15 protein-coding genes, 1 tRNA gene and 1 pseudogene are annotated in these 14786 nt (G+C 53.6%); 5 read left to right on the forward strand and 12 right to left on the reverse strand.

Annotated features, from left to right (window positions below):
- Positions 1 to 251: 251 nt before the first annotated feature.
- Positions 252 to 608, forward strand: coding sequence for a LuxR C-terminal-related transcriptional regulator (locus KGP24_RS19035; protein WP_223561477.1), 357 nt, complete (start codon positions 252 to 254; stop codon positions 606 to 608).
- A 423-nt stretch (positions 609 to 1031) separates the two neighbouring features.
- Here KGP24_RS19035 and KGP24_RS19040 read toward each other — a convergent pair.
- From KGP24_RS19040 to actS, 3 genes and pseudogenes are all read right to left on the reverse strand, one after another.
- Positions 1032 to 2257, reverse strand: a pseudogene (locus KGP24_RS19040) (integrase arm-type DNA-binding domain-containing protein).
- A 164-nt stretch (positions 2258 to 2421) separates the two neighbouring features.
- A tRNA-Gly gene (locus KGP24_RS19045) sits at positions 2422 to 2495 on the reverse strand.
- A gap of 80 nt (positions 2496 to 2575) precedes the next feature.
- Complete coding sequence (gene actS, locus KGP24_RS19050) at positions 2576 to 3319, reverse strand: amidase activator ActS (RefSeq protein ID WP_223561478.1); 744 nt, start codon at positions 3317 to 3319, stop codon at positions 2576 to 2578.
- Between the two features lie 163 nt (positions 3320 to 3482).
- Between actS and idi the strand changes: the two genes are divergently transcribed.
- On the forward strand, positions 3483 to 4025 hold the full coding sequence (idi, locus tag KGP24_RS19055) for an isopentenyl-diphosphate Delta-isomerase (protein WP_223561479.1): 543 nt from the start codon (positions 3483 to 3485) through the stop codon (positions 4023 to 4025).
- Positions 4026 to 4063: 38 nt separating this feature from the next.
- On the opposite strand, the gene lysS is transcribed toward idi, so the two are convergent.
- The 5 genes from lysS to xerD all read right to left on the reverse strand — a co-directional run bounded on the left by lysS (position 4064) and on the right by xerD (position 10157).
- A complete protein-coding gene (gene lysS, locus KGP24_RS19060; protein WP_029740338.1) occupies positions 4064 to 5581 on the reverse strand; it encodes a lysine--tRNA ligase in 1518 nt (505 codons plus the stop codon).
- 9 nt (positions 5582 to 5590) lie between these two features.
- A protein-coding gene (gene prfB, locus KGP24_RS19065) for a peptide chain release factor 2 (RefSeq protein WP_096151315.1) occupies positions 5591 to 6689 on the reverse strand; the annotation gives its coding sequence in 2 pieces (ribosomal slippage) (positions 5591 to 6613 and positions 6615 to 6689; 1098 coding nt in all).
- A gap of 90 nt (positions 6690 to 6779) precedes the next feature.
- Positions 6780 to 8513: a single-stranded-DNA-specific exonuclease RecJ gene (recJ, locus tag KGP24_RS19070; protein ID WP_223561480.1), complete on the reverse strand. Its 1734-nt coding sequence runs from the start codon at positions 8511 to 8513 to the stop codon at positions 6780 to 6782.
- 5 nt (positions 8514 to 8518) lie between these two features.
- Positions 8519 to 9232 carry a bifunctional protein-disulfide isomerase/oxidoreductase DsbC gene (dsbC, locus tag KGP24_RS19075; RefSeq protein ID WP_029740340.1) on the reverse strand — a complete coding sequence of 238 codons (714 nt, stop codon included), beginning with the start codon at positions 9230 to 9232 and terminating at the stop codon, positions 8519 to 8521.
- 28 nt (positions 9233 to 9260) lie between these two features.
- The gene (xerD, locus tag KGP24_RS19080) at positions 9261 to 10157 is read right to left on the reverse strand and encodes a site-specific tyrosine recombinase XerD (RefSeq protein WP_023309098.1); all 897 of its coding nucleotides are present in this window, start codon (positions 10155 to 10157) and stop codon (positions 9261 to 9263) included.
- 101 nt (positions 10158 to 10258) lie between these two features.
- Here xerD and fldB point away from each other — a divergent pair, with 101 nt between their 5' ends.
- On the forward strand, positions 10259 to 10780 hold the full coding sequence (gene fldB, locus KGP24_RS19085) for a flavodoxin FldB (RefSeq protein ID WP_223561481.1): 522 nt from the start codon (positions 10259 to 10261) through the stop codon (positions 10778 to 10780).
- A gap of 6 nt (positions 10781 to 10786) precedes the next feature.
- On the opposite strand, the gene KGP24_RS19090 is transcribed toward fldB, so the two are convergent.
- Positions 10787 to 11197, reverse strand: coding sequence for a protein YgfX (locus KGP24_RS19090; protein WP_023326024.1), 411 nt, complete (start codon positions 11195 to 11197; stop codon positions 10787 to 10789).
- Positions 11178 to 11444: an FAD assembly factor SdhE gene (sdhE, locus tag KGP24_RS19095; RefSeq protein ID WP_006178375.1), complete on the reverse strand. Its 267-nt coding sequence runs from the start codon at positions 11442 to 11444 to the stop codon at positions 11178 to 11180. Before sdhE ends, KGP24_RS19090 begins: the two co-directional genes overlap by 20 nt.
- Before the next feature lie 294 nt (positions 11445 to 11738).
- On the opposite strand from sdhE, the gene ygfZ reads away from it, so the two are divergent.
- On the forward strand, positions 11739 to 12719 hold the full coding sequence (ygfZ, locus tag KGP24_RS19100; protein WP_223561482.1) for a tRNA-modifying protein YgfZ: 981 nt from the start codon (positions 11739 to 11741) through the stop codon (positions 12717 to 12719).
- Positions 12720 to 12792: 73 nt separating this feature from the next.
- Here the strand turns inward: ygfZ and KGP24_RS19105 are convergent, their stop codons facing one another.
- Both KGP24_RS19105 and yqfB read right to left on the reverse strand, forming a co-directional pair.
- Positions 12793 to 13452 carry a hemolysin III family protein gene (locus KGP24_RS19105; protein ID WP_023333307.1) on the reverse strand — a complete coding sequence of 220 codons (660 nt, stop codon included), beginning with the start codon at positions 13450 to 13452 and terminating at the stop codon, positions 12793 to 12795.
- A gap of 165 nt (positions 13453 to 13617) precedes the next feature.
- A complete protein-coding gene (gene yqfB / locus KGP24_RS19110) occupies positions 13618 to 13929 on the reverse strand; it encodes a N(4)-acetylcytidine aminohydrolase (protein WP_223561483.1) in 312 nt (103 codons plus the stop codon).
- A 51-nt stretch (positions 13930 to 13980) separates the two neighbouring features.
- On the opposite strand from yqfB, the gene KGP24_RS19115 reads away from it, so the two are divergent.
- Positions 13981 to 14712, forward strand: a complete 732-nt coding sequence (locus KGP24_RS19115; protein WP_223563527.1) for a MurR/RpiR family transcriptional regulator — start codon at positions 13981 to 13983, stop codon at positions 14710 to 14712.
- Positions 14713 to 14786 lie beyond the last annotated feature (74 nt).

Below are 14786 nucleotides of genomic sequence, written 5' to 3' on the forward strand. Positions count from 1 at the left end.
ACACTAAAAGAGACCATCTTCAGCACGTTCTTATCGGAACCGCATGCCATTTTACGTCGCAGGGGCTTTATACGGTTTTATCGGCAGACGCACAGGCATGCGGTAGGTTGCTCGTAACAAAAATCTCGTCAACTACGCTCCTGCACACCCAAAGCAACGCAGATATGGTGATTCTCGACGAGGTCGCCCTAAGGGAGGACAAACTGAATATTTTGTCGGCATGTATTACGACGGACACGACGATAGTAGTCATGACGGAACGTATTTTTCGCGATACTTACAGCCTTGAGCACGATAAGAAAATCATTTTTATTGAGAAATCGGCTCCCGTAAACAGGTTAAAGCGCAGTCTGTTTCATCTTCTGCTGTCTGCTATCCCCGTCCGTAGATCTACTCGTCCGGAGGGGCATCAGCGCTCCAGAATGGTTGAACGTGAAGTGTTATATGCCTTAATGAAGGGTGAAAAACCCGGCGATGTTGCCCGGAGGATGGGCATCAGCTACAACGCGGTAAGTCGATACAAAATGCTGGCCCTAAAACGAGCCGGGTTAAAAAGCCTGAATGCACTGTTAGTAAGAAAAAACAGACATCTTTATCAAAACCTGTAATTCTCCATTGCAGCGCGGTCATTTTTAGTTGTTCCCAAACAAACGTCTGAAGAGACCAGGTGATCTGACCCCTGCCAGAAAACGAGGCCAACATTAGGATGGCCTGTCAGAAAAGCCAAGGCTATTTTTCCAACAGTGTGAAAGCGTGCGATTGGGAGGTGCCAGAAAACGGTCGTTAACTGGCGTGGTTTATCTATCACACCAAAAATAAGGATAGATTTGTCGCTGCATTACCATGGCTAAGGTGGTATAGATAACAAGAACTGGACTGACCCCGTGGCGATTCATAGCATGATTTTCATCCCTAACCCCCGCAGATCTTTACATCCAACGGCACAAAAAAATTTGCAAAAAGTATTAACTCAAAAAAAAATAGGTTCACGTTGAGCCTCTTCGCTGAGAAGAGGCTCAACGTGTCCCTTCTCACTCTAATTCAGCAGTCAAGCTAATAGCTGCATAAGCTAGCAGCGATCCGGATTTGCCTGCTTGACCGATGAAATCACCATACCACTGCATCATCTCCCGCCGACCTTCCAAATATTGAGCATGGTTATAAGTTCCACGAATTGAGTTCTTGTCGACATGAGCCAGCTGTAGCTCGATCCAGGCCGAATTAAATCCCTGCTCATGCAATATGGTACTCATCGTGTGGCGGAATCCGTGCCCTGTAACGCGTCCTGCATAGCCGATACGCCTGACCAACACAGTCAATGCCATATCACTCATCGGTTTCTTAGGATTATTACGTCCTGGGAACAGCAACGCTCCTGCTCCCGTTATGGGTTTAAGCTGACTAAGTAGGTCAATTGCCTGGCTTGATAACGGAACCAAATGAGGGCGGCGCATTTTCATGCGTTCCGCTGGTACATTCCACACCTTTTTCTCAAAATCAAATTCCTGCCACTCCGCTTGCCTCAACTCCCCAGGTCTTACTCCTGTCAGAATAAGTAATTGCATCGCAATCTTAACAAGCACACTACCGGCATAGGTGTTCAGAGTCCGCAGAAACTCTGGCAATTCATCCTGGATTAAAAAAGCATAGTGCTCTTTCTCATGAGGAATCACGGCGCTGGCTAGATCAGGTGCTGGATTGTACTCGGCCCTGCCAGTCACAACGGCATACTTCCAGACTTCTCCACAACGCTGGCGAACCTTACGGACCTTCTCAGTTGCTCCTCGTGCTTCTATTTTTGAAAGAACAGCAAGCAACTCCATCGGCTTGATATCTTTGATTGGCCGATGACCGATATAAGGGAACACATCCTTTTCAAAGGTTCTCAGCATTTCTTCGCGGTAGGAGACAGACCAGCGGTCATAGCGACGCTGATACCACTCCCGCGTGATAGCCTCAAAAGAGTTTTCTGCATCTTGTTGACGACTAAGTTTCTCAATTTTCCGTTCAAGAGAAGGATCGTTGCCAGCCGCTAATGTCCTTTTTGCATCCTCACGCTTATTTCTTGCTTCAGCTAAAGAAACATCAGGGTAAACGCCAATAGCGAGCAGCTTCTCTTTTCCTAGCGAACGGTATTTGAGACGCCAGTATCTTTTACCGTTGGGATTAACCAGCAGGTAAAGACCACCACCATCAGCGAGTTTGTAGGGCTTATCTTTAGGTTTGCAGTTTCAACCTGACGAGCTGTCAGCTTCATTGGGGGTACCTCTCAGCAGGGGGTACAATTATACCCCCATCCATACCCCCACATTGAGCTTGACCCTAGGGGAGTACAATTGAGTTCAATAGACTAATAGAATGCTATAACTGCTGATTTATCAAGGGAAAATTGAGTTTGGTAGACTTCAGGAGACTTGAGTTTGGAGCGGGCGAAGGGAATCGAACCCTCGTATAGAGCTTGGGAAGCTCTCGTTCTACCATTGAACTACGCCCGCTTTGAGTTGCGTAAGGCATTATAGACCTTACGCACCTTCATACAAGCCTCTTCACAACTAACCGGCGATTAAATAGTCACTTAGCACTTCGGTTTGCTGCCGGGCGCAGGCAGATAACGCTGCGGATCGATGGCCGTCGCCTTATAGCGAATCTGGAAATGCAGCTTCACTGAATCCGTACCGGTGCTGCCCATGGTGGCAATCTTCTGCCCGGCTTTGACGTTCTGCCCGTTGTTGACCAGCATCGTGTCGTTGTGCGCATAGGCGGTGATGTAGTCTTCCCCATGCTTAATCATGATCAGGTTACCGTAGCCGCGCAGCTGGTTACCGACGTATACCACCTTCCCGGCTCCAGAGGCATAAACCGGCGTACCGCGCGCAGCGGCGATATCAATACCCTTGTTGCCACCTTCAGAGAGTGAGTAAGGGGCGACCACTTTACCGCTGGCAGGCCAAATCCAGCAGCGCTGTCCAACCGGCGGCCATGACGATTGCGGCACCTGATAGGACGGCGTCACTTTGGCAGTTTTGCCTTTCGAAGTGGATTTTTTACCCGAGGACGTTCCGCCGCTAACCTTCAGCTGCTGCCCCACCTCAATGGTGTAGGGCGGAGAGAGATTATTCAGCCGCGCCAAATCCTTCACGCTTGTCCCGGTTGCGCGCGAAATCCGGTACAGGGTGTCCCCGCGCTTGACGGTGTAGACCGAACCGGAATAGCTTCCCGTACCCGAAGATTTGCTCCCTGAACAGCCCGCCAGTAATAGCGTCAGCGTCAGGCAAAAAATAGCGATAAGGGGTTTTCTCGTCAGGCTTCCTGCAAACAAAACAGATCCTCGGTCAGCGTGAATGGCGCACTATGATAACAGCCAAAACGAACAAGGGTCATGCCCTTTTCCGCTCTACGAGCCAAACCGTTCGTATAAGAATGCTGTATAATGCTCCGGCTGATGGTGCTGAACCACTCGGCATTTTGGCACTGGAGCATCAATGAGTATTCAAGAACACGTTATTTTGGTAAACGACCAGGGAATGGTGATTGGCACTCAGGAAAAATATGCCGCGCACACCTTACATACCCCGCTGCATCTGGCGTTCTCTTCCTGGCTTTTTAACGGAAAAGGCGAATGTCTGATCACCCGACGCGCCTTAACCAAAAAGGCCTGGCCCGGCGTATGGACCAACTCCGTCTGCGGCCACCCGCAGTCCGGCGAAGAGACAGTCCAGGCGATAATCCGCCGCTGCCGCTTCGAAGTCGGCGCGGAATTGACCGATATCACCGCCGTCGCCCCTGAATTTCGCTATCGAGAAACCGACCCGTCCGGGATTGTGGAAAACGAAATTTGCCCGGTTTTCGCCGCTCGCATCACCAATGACGTGACGATAAACGAAGATGAAGTGATGGATTATCAGTGGGTTGAGCTGGACGCGCTATTCCGCGCGCTGGATGCGACGCCCTGGGCCTTTAGCCCGTGGATGGTCATGGAAGCTACAGCCGCCCGCGAAAAACTCAAAGCCTTCGCGGCGCAATAAAAAAGCCCCTTTCGGGGCTTTTTTTACATCTTAACGCCTTATTTCACCGGGCGCATTGCCGGGAACAGGATCACGTCGCGGATGGTGTGGCTGTTGGTGAACAGCATCACCATACGGTCGATACCAATCCCCAGACCCGCCGTTGGCGGCAGACCGTGTTCCAGCGCGGTCACGTAGTCTTCGTCGAAGAACATCGCTTCGTCGTCGCCTGCCGCTTTCGCGTCAACCTGGTCCTGGAAGCGCTGAGCCTGATCTTCCGCATCGTTCAGCTCGCTAAAGCCGTTGCCGATTTCACGGCCGCCGATGAAGAATTCGAAGCGGTCAGTGATCTCCGGATTCTCGTCGTTACGACGCGCCAGCGGGGAGACTTCAGCCGGGTATTCGGTGATGAAGGTCGGCTGAATCAGGTGCGCTTCGGCCACTTCTTCGAAGATCTCGGTCACGATACGGCCCAGACCCCAGCTCTTCTCAACCTTGATACCGATACTTTCGGCGATCGCTTTCGCAGAGTCGAAGTTATCCAGGTCCGCCATGTTGGTTTCCGGACGGTATTTCTTGATCGCTTCGCGCATGGTCAGTTTTTCGAACGGCTTGCCGAAGTCGAAGACTTCTTCACCGTAAGGGACCTGCGTGGTGCCCAGAATATCCTGCGCCAGCGTGCGGAACAGGGATTCGGTCAGCTCGATCAGATCTTTGTAGTCCGCATACGCCATATAGAGTTCCATCATGGTGAACTCTGGGTTATGGCGAACGGAGATACCTTCGTTACGGAAGTTACGGTTGATCTCGAACACGCGGTCAAAACCACCGACCACCAGACGCTTCAGGTACAGTTCCGGCGCGATACGCAGGTACATGTCCAGGTCCAGGGCGTTGTGATGGGTGATGAACGGACGCGCAGACGCGCCGCCTGGGATCACCTGCATCATCGGGGTTTCCACTTCCATAAAGTCGCGGTTGACCATGAACTGGCGGATACCGGCCATGATCTGCGAGCGAATTTTGAAGGTCTTGCGGGAGTCATCGTTAGAGATGAGATCCAGGTAGCGCTGGCGATAGCGCGCTTCCTGATCCTGCAGGCCGTGGAATTTGTCCGGCAGCGGGCGCAGAGCTTTGGTCAGCAGACGCAGCTCGGTGCAGTGGATAGAGAGTTCACCGGTTTTGGTTTTGAACAGCTTACCCTTCGCGCCCAGGATATCGCCCAGATCCCACTTCTTGAACTGCTCGTTGTAGATGCCTTCCGGCAGATCGTCACGGGAAACGTACAGCTGAATACGGCCGCCAACGTCCTGAAGGGTCACGAAGGAGGCTTTACCCATAATACGACGGGTCATCATGCGGCCCGCAACGGCCACTTCAACGTTCAGCGCTTCCAGCTCTTCGTTCTCTTTAGCGTCGAAGTCAGCGTGCAGTTGGTCTGAGGTGTGGTCACGACGAAAATCGTTCGGGAACGGCACGCCCTGCTCACGCAGCGCTGCCAGCTTCTCGCGGCGGGTTTTCAGTTCATTGTTAAGATCGACTACCGCGTCAGCGCCCTGTGCTTGTTGTTCAGACATGTTGGTTCCTCATAACCCTGCTTTCAAACTTGCTTCGATAAATTGGTCCAGGCTGCCGTCCAGCACCGCCTGCGTGTTGCGGGTTTCAACCCCGGTACGCAGGTCTTTGATGCGGGAGTCATCAAGGACGTAAGAACGGATCTGGCTGCCCCAACCGATGTCGGATTTGTTATCTTCCATCGCCTGTTTCTCAGCATTTTTCTTCTGCATCTCCAGCTCATAAAGCTTCGCTTTCATCTGCTTCATGGCCTGGTCTTTGTTCTTATGCTGGGAACGGTCGTTCTGGCACTGAGTTACCAGCCCGGTTGGAATATGGGTAATACGCACCGCAGATTCCGTACGGTTAACGTGCTGACCACCCGCGCCGGATGCGCGATAAACGTCAATACGCAGGTCCGCCGGGTTAATTTCGATATCAATATCTTCGTCAACTTCCGGGTAAACGAACGCGGAGCTGAAGGAGGTATGACGACGGCCACCGGAGTCGAACGGACTCTTACGCACCAGGCGGTGAACGCCGGTTTCGGTACGCAGCCAGCCGTAGGCGTAATCGCCAATGATCTTGATGGTGACGGATTTCAGACCCGCTACTTCACCTTCAGACTCTTCGATAATTTCGGTTTTGAAGCCGCGCGCTTCTGCCCAACGCAGGTACATACGCGTCAGCATGCTGGCCCAGTCCTGCGCTTCGGTACCGCCAGAACCAGCCTGGATATCGAGATAGCAGTCAGCGCTGTCGTATTCGCCGGAGAACATACGGCGGAACTCAAGCTGCGCCAGCTTCTCTTCCAGCACGTCGAGTTCTGCCACGGCTTCGTTAAAGGTTTCTTCGTCGTCGGCTTCGACGGCCAGCTCCAGCAAACCGGAAACATCTTCCAGCCCCTGAGCCATTTGATCCAGCGTATCTACGATAGCTTCGAGAGAGGAACGCTCTTTACCCAGCGCCTGTGCGCGTTCAGGTTCGTTCCAGACGTCCGGCTGTTCCAGCTCGGCGTTTACTTCTTCAAGACGCTCTTTCTTGGCATCGTAGTCAAAGATACCCCCTAAGAACGTCGGAGCGCTCCGTGAGGTCCTGAATACGGTTTTTTACCGGATTAATTTCAAACATGGTCTGTTTTCTTTTATGGACTTGTCAAAATGCGGTGATAAGAGCGGGATTGTACCGAATCCACGCCCTTTTTTATAGAGATTACTGCCGCTAAATTGGCCAGATATTGTCGATGATGATCTGCAGGGTGCGGTTACCGCGAAACTCGTTAATGTCCAGTTTGTACGCCAGCTCAACCTCGCGTACGCCGTTGTCCGGCCATACCGCCGTGTCAACGTTGAAGGCAATGCCGTCCAGAAGCGGTCCTCCACCTACGGGCTCGACCATCACTTTCAGATGACGTTCGCCGACGATACGCTGTTGCAGCAGGCGGAAACGCCCGTCGAACAGCGGTTCCGGGAACATCTGCCCCCACGGACCGGCATCGCGGAGCATTTGCGCCACGTCCATCGTCATCTCAAGCGGTGAAAGCTCGCCATCGGACACCACTTCCCCCTGCAACAGGGCCGGGTCAATCCAGTCGGTGACAAGCTCACCAAACAGCCGCTGAAACTCGTCGAACTTCGCCTCTTCCAGCGACAGGCCAGCCGCCATCGCGTGACCACCAAACTTGATCATCAGACCCGGGTGAAGCGTATCGAGACGCTCCAGCGCATCGCGCATGTGCAGCCCCTGAATCGAACGGCCAGAGCCTTTCAGCGTACCGTCACCCGCGGGCGCGAACGCGATCACCGGACGGTGGAAACGCTCTTTAATGCGCGACGCCAGAATGCCGACCACGCCCTGATGCCACTCAGGATGGTACATCGCCAGGCCGCCCGGCAGCGTATCGCCGCTGCGTTCAAGCTTTTCGCACAGGGTCAGCGCTTCGGCCTGCATCCCCTGCTCAATCTCTTTACGGGTCTGGTTCAGCGCGTCCAGCTCGTTGGCCAGCACGCGTGCTTCACCGATGTTGTCGCACAGCAGCAGCGCCACGCCGACGGACATATCGTCCAGCCTTCCGGCTGCGTTAAGACGCGGCCCGAGGGCAAATCCCAAATCGCTTGCCGCTAGCTTGAGCGGATCGCGGTTGGCAATCTCCAGCAGCGCCTTGATCCCCGGACGGCACTTGCCTGCCCGAATGCGGCTTAGGCCCTGCCAGGTCAAAATGCGGTTATTGGTGTCGAGCGGGACCACGTCGGCGACGGTACCCAGCGCCACCAGATCGAGATATTCGGCCAGATTCGGTACGGCAATACCCCGGGAGTCGAACCAGCCCTTATCGCGCAGCAGGGTCCGTAACGCCAGCATCAGATAAAACGCTACGCCCACGCCTGCGAGGGATTTCGATGGGAAATCGCAGTCGCGCAGATTGGGGTTAATAATCGCTTCCGCATCCGGCAGCGTTTCGCCCGGCAGGTGGTGATCGGTGACCAGCACCGGGATCCCCAAAGCGTGAGCATGATCGACGCCCGCATGGGAAGAGATCCCGTTATCGACGGTCATGATCATCTGCGCACCGCGGGCGTGAGCCTGCTCGACCACTTCCGGACTGAGGCCATAGCCGTCTTCAAAACGGTTCGGCACCAGATACGTGACGTTATCGCAGCCCAGCGCGCGCAGGCTGAGCACGCTCAGCGCGGTGCTGGTTGCGCCGTCGGCGTCGAAATCACCCACAACCACAATCCGCGTTCCCTCACGAAGCGCGTTGTAGAGCATTTCAGCGGCTTTTTCGATACCGCTCAGCTGCTGCCAGGGCAGCATCCCTTTCACGCTGCGTTCAAGATCCTCAGCGCTACGCACGCCGCGGCTGGCGTAAAGGCGCTTAAGCAGCGCCGGGAGATCGTCCGGCAAATCAACCGGTTCAACCGCCTCGCGGCGGCGCAATTTTATTGGGGCTTTCACGCGGATTATTTACCACCAAACTGTTTCTGGTGCGCGTCGAGGAACTCTTTCATCTCTTTTGGTCCCTGATAGCCCGGAACGACATACCCGTTGCTCAGGACAATCGCTGGCGTACCGCTCACGCCAAACTGCACGCCGAGCGCGTAGTGGTTAGCAATATCAATGTCGCAGGAGGCCGGTTTAACGCCTTTGCCGTTCATGGCGTCATCAAACGCTTTGTTGCGGTCTTTCGCACACCAGATAGCCTTCATGTCCTGCTCTGGCTGGCTCTGCACGCCCGCGCGCGGGAAGGCCAGGTAACGCACGGTGATGCCCAGCGCGTTGTAGTCTTTCATCTCTTCGTGCAGCTTGTGGCAGTAGCCACAGGTGATGTCGGTGAAGACGGTAATGACGTGTTTTTCCTGCGCCGCTTTATAGACGATCATCTCTTTTTCGAGCGCGTTCAGGTTTTTCATCAGCAGCTGGTTGGTGACGTTCACCGGCTGCGCGCCGCTCACGTCGTACATTGGCCCCTGAATAATGTGTTTGCCGTCTTCGGTGACGTACAGCACGCCGCTGTTGGTGAGCACCGTTTTCATGCCGGCAACCGGTGCAGGCTGAATATCGCTACCAGTGACGCCAAGCTTAGCCAGCGACTGTTTGATGGCGGCGTCGTCCGCATGGGCGAAACCGGTAAATGAGGCTGCCAGCAGGGTGAACAGCGCGAAAGACTTTTTCATATGTGATCCTGTTACAATTCGTCGGCACTCACGCACGAGGGTGGTGCTGTTGGTGTAGCTGCCGCAGGCGTTCCGTCGCGACATGTGTGTAAATTTGCGTCGTGGAAAGATCGCTGTGGCCCAGCAGCATCTGCACCACGCGTAAATCAGCGCCGTGGTTTAACAGATGCGTCGCGAAGGCGTGACGCAATACGTGCGGCGAAAGCTTTTCACTGTCGATTCCCGCCAGTGTGGCGTAATGCTTGATGCGATGCCAGAACGTTTGCCGCGTCATCTGCTGGGCGCGCTGGCTCGGAAACAGGACGTCGATAGACGTACCGTTGAGCAACCACGGACGACCATGCTCCAGGTACGTTTCCAGCCAGTAAACCGCCTCTTCACCCAGCGGAACCAGCCTCTCTTTGTTTCCTTTACCGATGACGCGCACCACGCCCTGACGCAGGCTGATATCGCTCATCGTCAGGCCAACCAGTTCCGAAACGCGCAAGCCGGTAGCATACAATAGCTCAAGCATGGCTTTATCGCGTAACTCCAGCGGCAGGTCAACAGCCGGTGACTGTAATAATCTTTCAACTTGTGCTTCGCTGAGATCTTTAGGCAGCCGCTGCGGGAGTTTAGGGGATGCCAGCAGCGCGCTGGGATCGTCTTCACGAATCTTCTCACGGTAGAGATGCTGGAACAGCCGACGCATGGCGCTGAGCAAACGTGCGGAACTGGTGGCTTTATAGCCTCCCGCGATCCGTTCCCCAAGCAGCGCCTGGAGGTCGTCACGTTGTGCACTCGCAAGGGATAACCCCCGGTGCGCAAGCCACTCCACCAGCATGGTAAGATCGCGACGGTAGGCACTGAGGGTATTTTCGGCCAGATTTTTCTCCAGCCACAGCGCGTCGAGAAACTGTTCGATCAGTGCGAGATCCTTTTCCACATCAGCCCCTTTGATTCTGCAGTCAGGCCATTATGCCTGATTGCGACCGGTTTCTGGTACACTACGCGCAAAGTCAAAGCAAGAATTGAGATAGTTACGCGATGAATATTGGTCTGTTCTATGGTTCCAGCACCTGCTACACCGAAATGGCGGCAGAGAAAATTCGCGACATCATTGGCCCGGAACTGGTGACGTTGCATAACCTGAAAGATGACGCGCTTACGCTGATGGAGCAGTATGACGTGCTGATCCTCGGCATCCCGACATGGGATTTCGGCGAGATACAGGAAGACTGGGAAGCTATCTGGGATCAACTCGATTCAGTCAATCTCGACGGCAAAATCATTGCCATGTACGGCATGGGGGATCAGCTGGGTTACGGGGAATGGTTCCTGGACGCGCTCGGCATGCTGCATGACAAGCTGGCGCCGAAAGGGGTGTCGTTTATCGGCTACTGGCCAACCGAAGGTTACGAGTTCACCAGTAAAAAACCGATTATTGCCGACGGCGAGCTGTTTGTTGGACTCGCGCTGGATGAAACCAACCAGTACGATCTCAGCGATGAACGCCTGCAAAGCTGGTGCGAGCAGATTCTGGGCGAAATGGCAGAAAAGTTTAGCTAACGCGCATTACCCCTGCGTCGTCTGTTGCAACAACATCCGGCGCAGATCTCGCCACTCGGCAGCATCCATACTGTCAGCCGCCAGCCACAGATGCTGGCAACGCCCGCCATCCACCTTACGTAACCGTAACATCATGCCGCAGTTGAGCATCCAGGGCATACCGAGAATATCCCACTCTTTACCCTGCCAGCGCAGGCGGGAATCCATCAGCAATTTAATCTCTCCCTGACGTGCATTGATGCGACGCTGGCTGCGTACGCTGTCAAAAACGACAAACGAGAGTAACAGCAGCCACAGCGGCGTATAGCTCAGCGGCCATGGCATCAGTAACACAATGGCCGCAACCAGGCCGTGGAGCAATAAAGACATCCACTGTGAGCGCCACGAGACGCGAAGATCAGATTGCCACAGGACCACGTTCCCGATTCCGTGTTTGAATTAATTGCACCATCCGTTGCAACTCGGTGTCGGCGGGTTTGCCGTGGTTCATCAGCCAGTTGAATAAATCCGGATCGTCAGATTCAAGCAGGCGAACAAACAGACGCTTATCATCGTCGCTTAAGGTGTCATACTCATATTCGAAGAAAGGCATGATGGAAATATCAAGTTCACGCATGCCGCGACGGCACGCCCAGTGAATACGGGCCTTGTTGTTAATATCCATGTTCAGTTTCCTGCATTACGTTTGGCACGGTCGGTACCCCATTCAGTGTTCTTTATTTCTCTACGGGGACACCAGCTAGTGTAACGTGTTTTTGACCGTTTCATTACTGGAATATTGCGTTCGGCGAGCAGGCTTCCAGAACAATCCCTACAAAGACAGCGGATTACATTATTTTGCGTAGCGCTACGCATAACCGGTTTAGGGCACAAATGGCCTGTTGAAAGCGCTTGCATTGCCTGCAGGCTCTTTTACCATTAGGGATTATCAAAGCGTTAAGCAATTCAGGATATCGTTATGGCCTTTACACCATTTTCTCCTCGCCAGCCCGCCGCCTCTGCGCGTCTGCCGCTGACGCTTATTTCTCTTGATGACTGGGCGCTGGCAACGCTCACCGGTGCCGACGCCGAAAAATATCTGCAGGGCCAGGTGACTGCCGACGTCAGCCAGATGACCGAACACCAGCACCTGCTGGCCGCGCATTGCGATCCAAAAGGCAAAATGTGGAGCAACCTGCGCCTCTTCCGCCGTCAGGACGGCTTTGCCTTTATTGAGCGCCGCAGCCTGCAAGAGGCCCAGCTCAAAGAGCTGAAAAAGTACGCGGTATTTTCCAAAGTCGCTATCGCCCCGGACAACGAACATGTCCTGCTGGGAGTGGCCGGTTTCCAGGCGCGTGCGGCACTGAAAAATCTCTTCAGCGAACTGCCGGATGCAGAAAAGCAGCTGGTCAGCGAAGGCGCGACCTCCATCCTGTGGTTTGAACACCCGGCGGAGCGTTTCCTGTTAGTCACGGATGCGGCAACCGCCGAACGCGTCACCGAGGCGCTGCGAGGCGAAGCACAGCTCAACAACAGCCAGCAGTGGCTGGCGCTGAACATCGAAGCGGGTCTGCCGGTAATTGACGCCGCAAACAGCGCGCAGTTCATTCCTCAGGCAACCAACCTGCAGGCGCTGGGGGGTATCAGCTTTAAAAAGGGCTGTTACACCGGCCAGGAGATGGTGGCGCGTGCAAAATTCCGCGGGGCAAACAAACGAGCGCTGTGGACGCTGGCGGGACATGCCAGCCGCGTACCTGAAGCGGGTGAAGACTTAGAGCTGAAGATGGGTGAGAACTGGCGCCGAACCGGCACCGTGTTAGCCGCCGTACAGCTGGATGATGGACGTCTTTTAGTTCAAGCCGTCATGAATAATGACATGGAAGCCGACAGCGTGTTCCGCGTGCGTGACGATGCGAATACGCTGAGTATTGAGCCGCTGCCGTATTCGTTAGAAGAGTAATCGTCTACAGGTGTCCTCCCTCTCCCTGCGGGAGAGGGCCGGGGTGAGGGCAACCGCCCGCACGGTGTAAAAACTACACCTGCCCCACATACAAATAAATCGCCAAAAAGTGGCACACGCTGCCGCCCAGCACAAAGCCGTGCCAGATGGCATGGTTGTACGGTATGCGCTTGCAGACGTAGAAAATCACGCCGAGCGAGTACACCACGCCGCCTAAGGCCAGAAGCGTCACGCCCCCAACCGACAGTTTGACTGCCAGCTGATACACCACAATCAGCGACAGCCAGCCCATGGTCAGATAGGTGACCAGTGACAGCACCTTAAACCGGTGCGCTATGGTCAGCTTAAACAGGATCCCCAGCAGTGCCAGGCTCCAGATAACAATCATCAGGCCACGCGACAGCGGTGAGTTGAGCCCTACCAGAAGAAACGGTGTGTAGGTACCTGCAATAAGAAGATAGATAGCACAGTGGTCAAATTTCTTGAGCCACGTCTTGGCCCGCTGATGCGGGATCGCGTGATACAGCGTCGACGCCAGGAACAGCAGGATCATACTCCCGCCATACAGGCTATAGCTGGTAATGGCCATCGCGCTGGCATTGGCGTCCACCGCCTGCACCAGCAACAACACTAAACCGACAATCCCAAACACCAGGCCAATGCCGTGGCTGATGCTATTGGCTACTTCCTCAGCCAGCGAATATCCCTGTGCGATTAATGGTCTGCTCACCATACAAAACTCCGGGAAAACAATAGATGATTATTCATCGCATCACTATGCTAACTGAGAATGATTCCAGTGAACACCTGTTAGCTAAAATAAAGTTAAACATGACGTTTCTAAATTACAATCAGATAGTTACACTTTAATTTCAGCGAACGCGCGTTCCAATTTCAGCTATAGACGTTTAAAATCAATCACATAAAACTGGTTCTGCCTGGGGTAAATCTCTGCGATCACGCTTTTCAGTGTATCCAGGCTCATATTCTCCTGTTCAGCATGTTTTTGCGTCAATGTGTCGAACGTAACGGTTGACGTCCCTGTTACTTCGATAGTGCAAAAATAACCATCATCTTCATAACGACCCACCCGCAGGATATCGCCGGTTTTGAAATGGGACTCACTTTTATCCCGGATAGTGATGGTTTTACGCCCGGCCAGAATGTCGTCCTGAAAGCGCTGAAAAAAAGTGATGTCGTTTGGCTGCATGTTATTATTCCCTGAAGAAAAGTCTGATGAGTGAGTGTAGCCATTGTGAGCATGTTCTCCCATTCCGCCATTGCCAGCCTCAATAACCTGGAGATGATGGTCTACAACTATGTCATAAAAAATCGTGACAAAGTCATGTACATGACCATCCGCGAGCTGGCGGATGCGGCGGGTGTCTCGACGACCACTATCCTGCGCTTTTGCCGCAAACTCAACTGCGAAGGCTACTCGGAGTTTCGCGTGCGCTTTAAGCTCTATTTAGAGCAGAATGAGCCCCAGCAGGCTAATTTCGGTGCCAGCGAAATTATCAGCTTCTTTAAAAGCGTTAACAATGAAGAGTTCGATACATTATTAGATGAGGCGGTGGAAATTATATTGTCTTCCGAGCGAATTATATTCGTCGGCGCGGGAACATCAGGCTCGCTGGCGAAATATGGCGCGCGCTTCTTTTCTAATATCGGAAAATTCAGTAACCATATTGATGATCCTTATTTCCCGGTCACCAATGATATGGCGAAAAATGCGCTGGCGATTGTGCTCTCCGTCTCGGGCGAGACCGAGGAGATCCTGCGCTTCGCCAGCCAGTTCAGCCTGCATCACTGCAAGGTACTCTCCATTACCAGCCACGAGCACTCGCGTCTCGCAAAACTGGCAGACTTTAATCTCTCCTGGCATGTTCCTCAGACGCGTATTGCAGGCGTCTACGACATCACCACGCAAATTCCCGTTATTTATATTCTGGAGTCTCTCGGCCGTAAGCTGGCGAAGAAACTCACAGAATAAAACACCCTGTTTTTTTGATGTGACAAATCACATTTACCGTGAATTGTTATATCGTGACATTTAATTTCGCTTTG

Source organism: Enterobacter sp. JBIWA008 (assembly GCF_019968765.1).
Taxonomy (GTDB): Bacteria; Pseudomonadota; Gammaproteobacteria; order Enterobacterales; family Enterobacteriaceae; genus Enterobacter.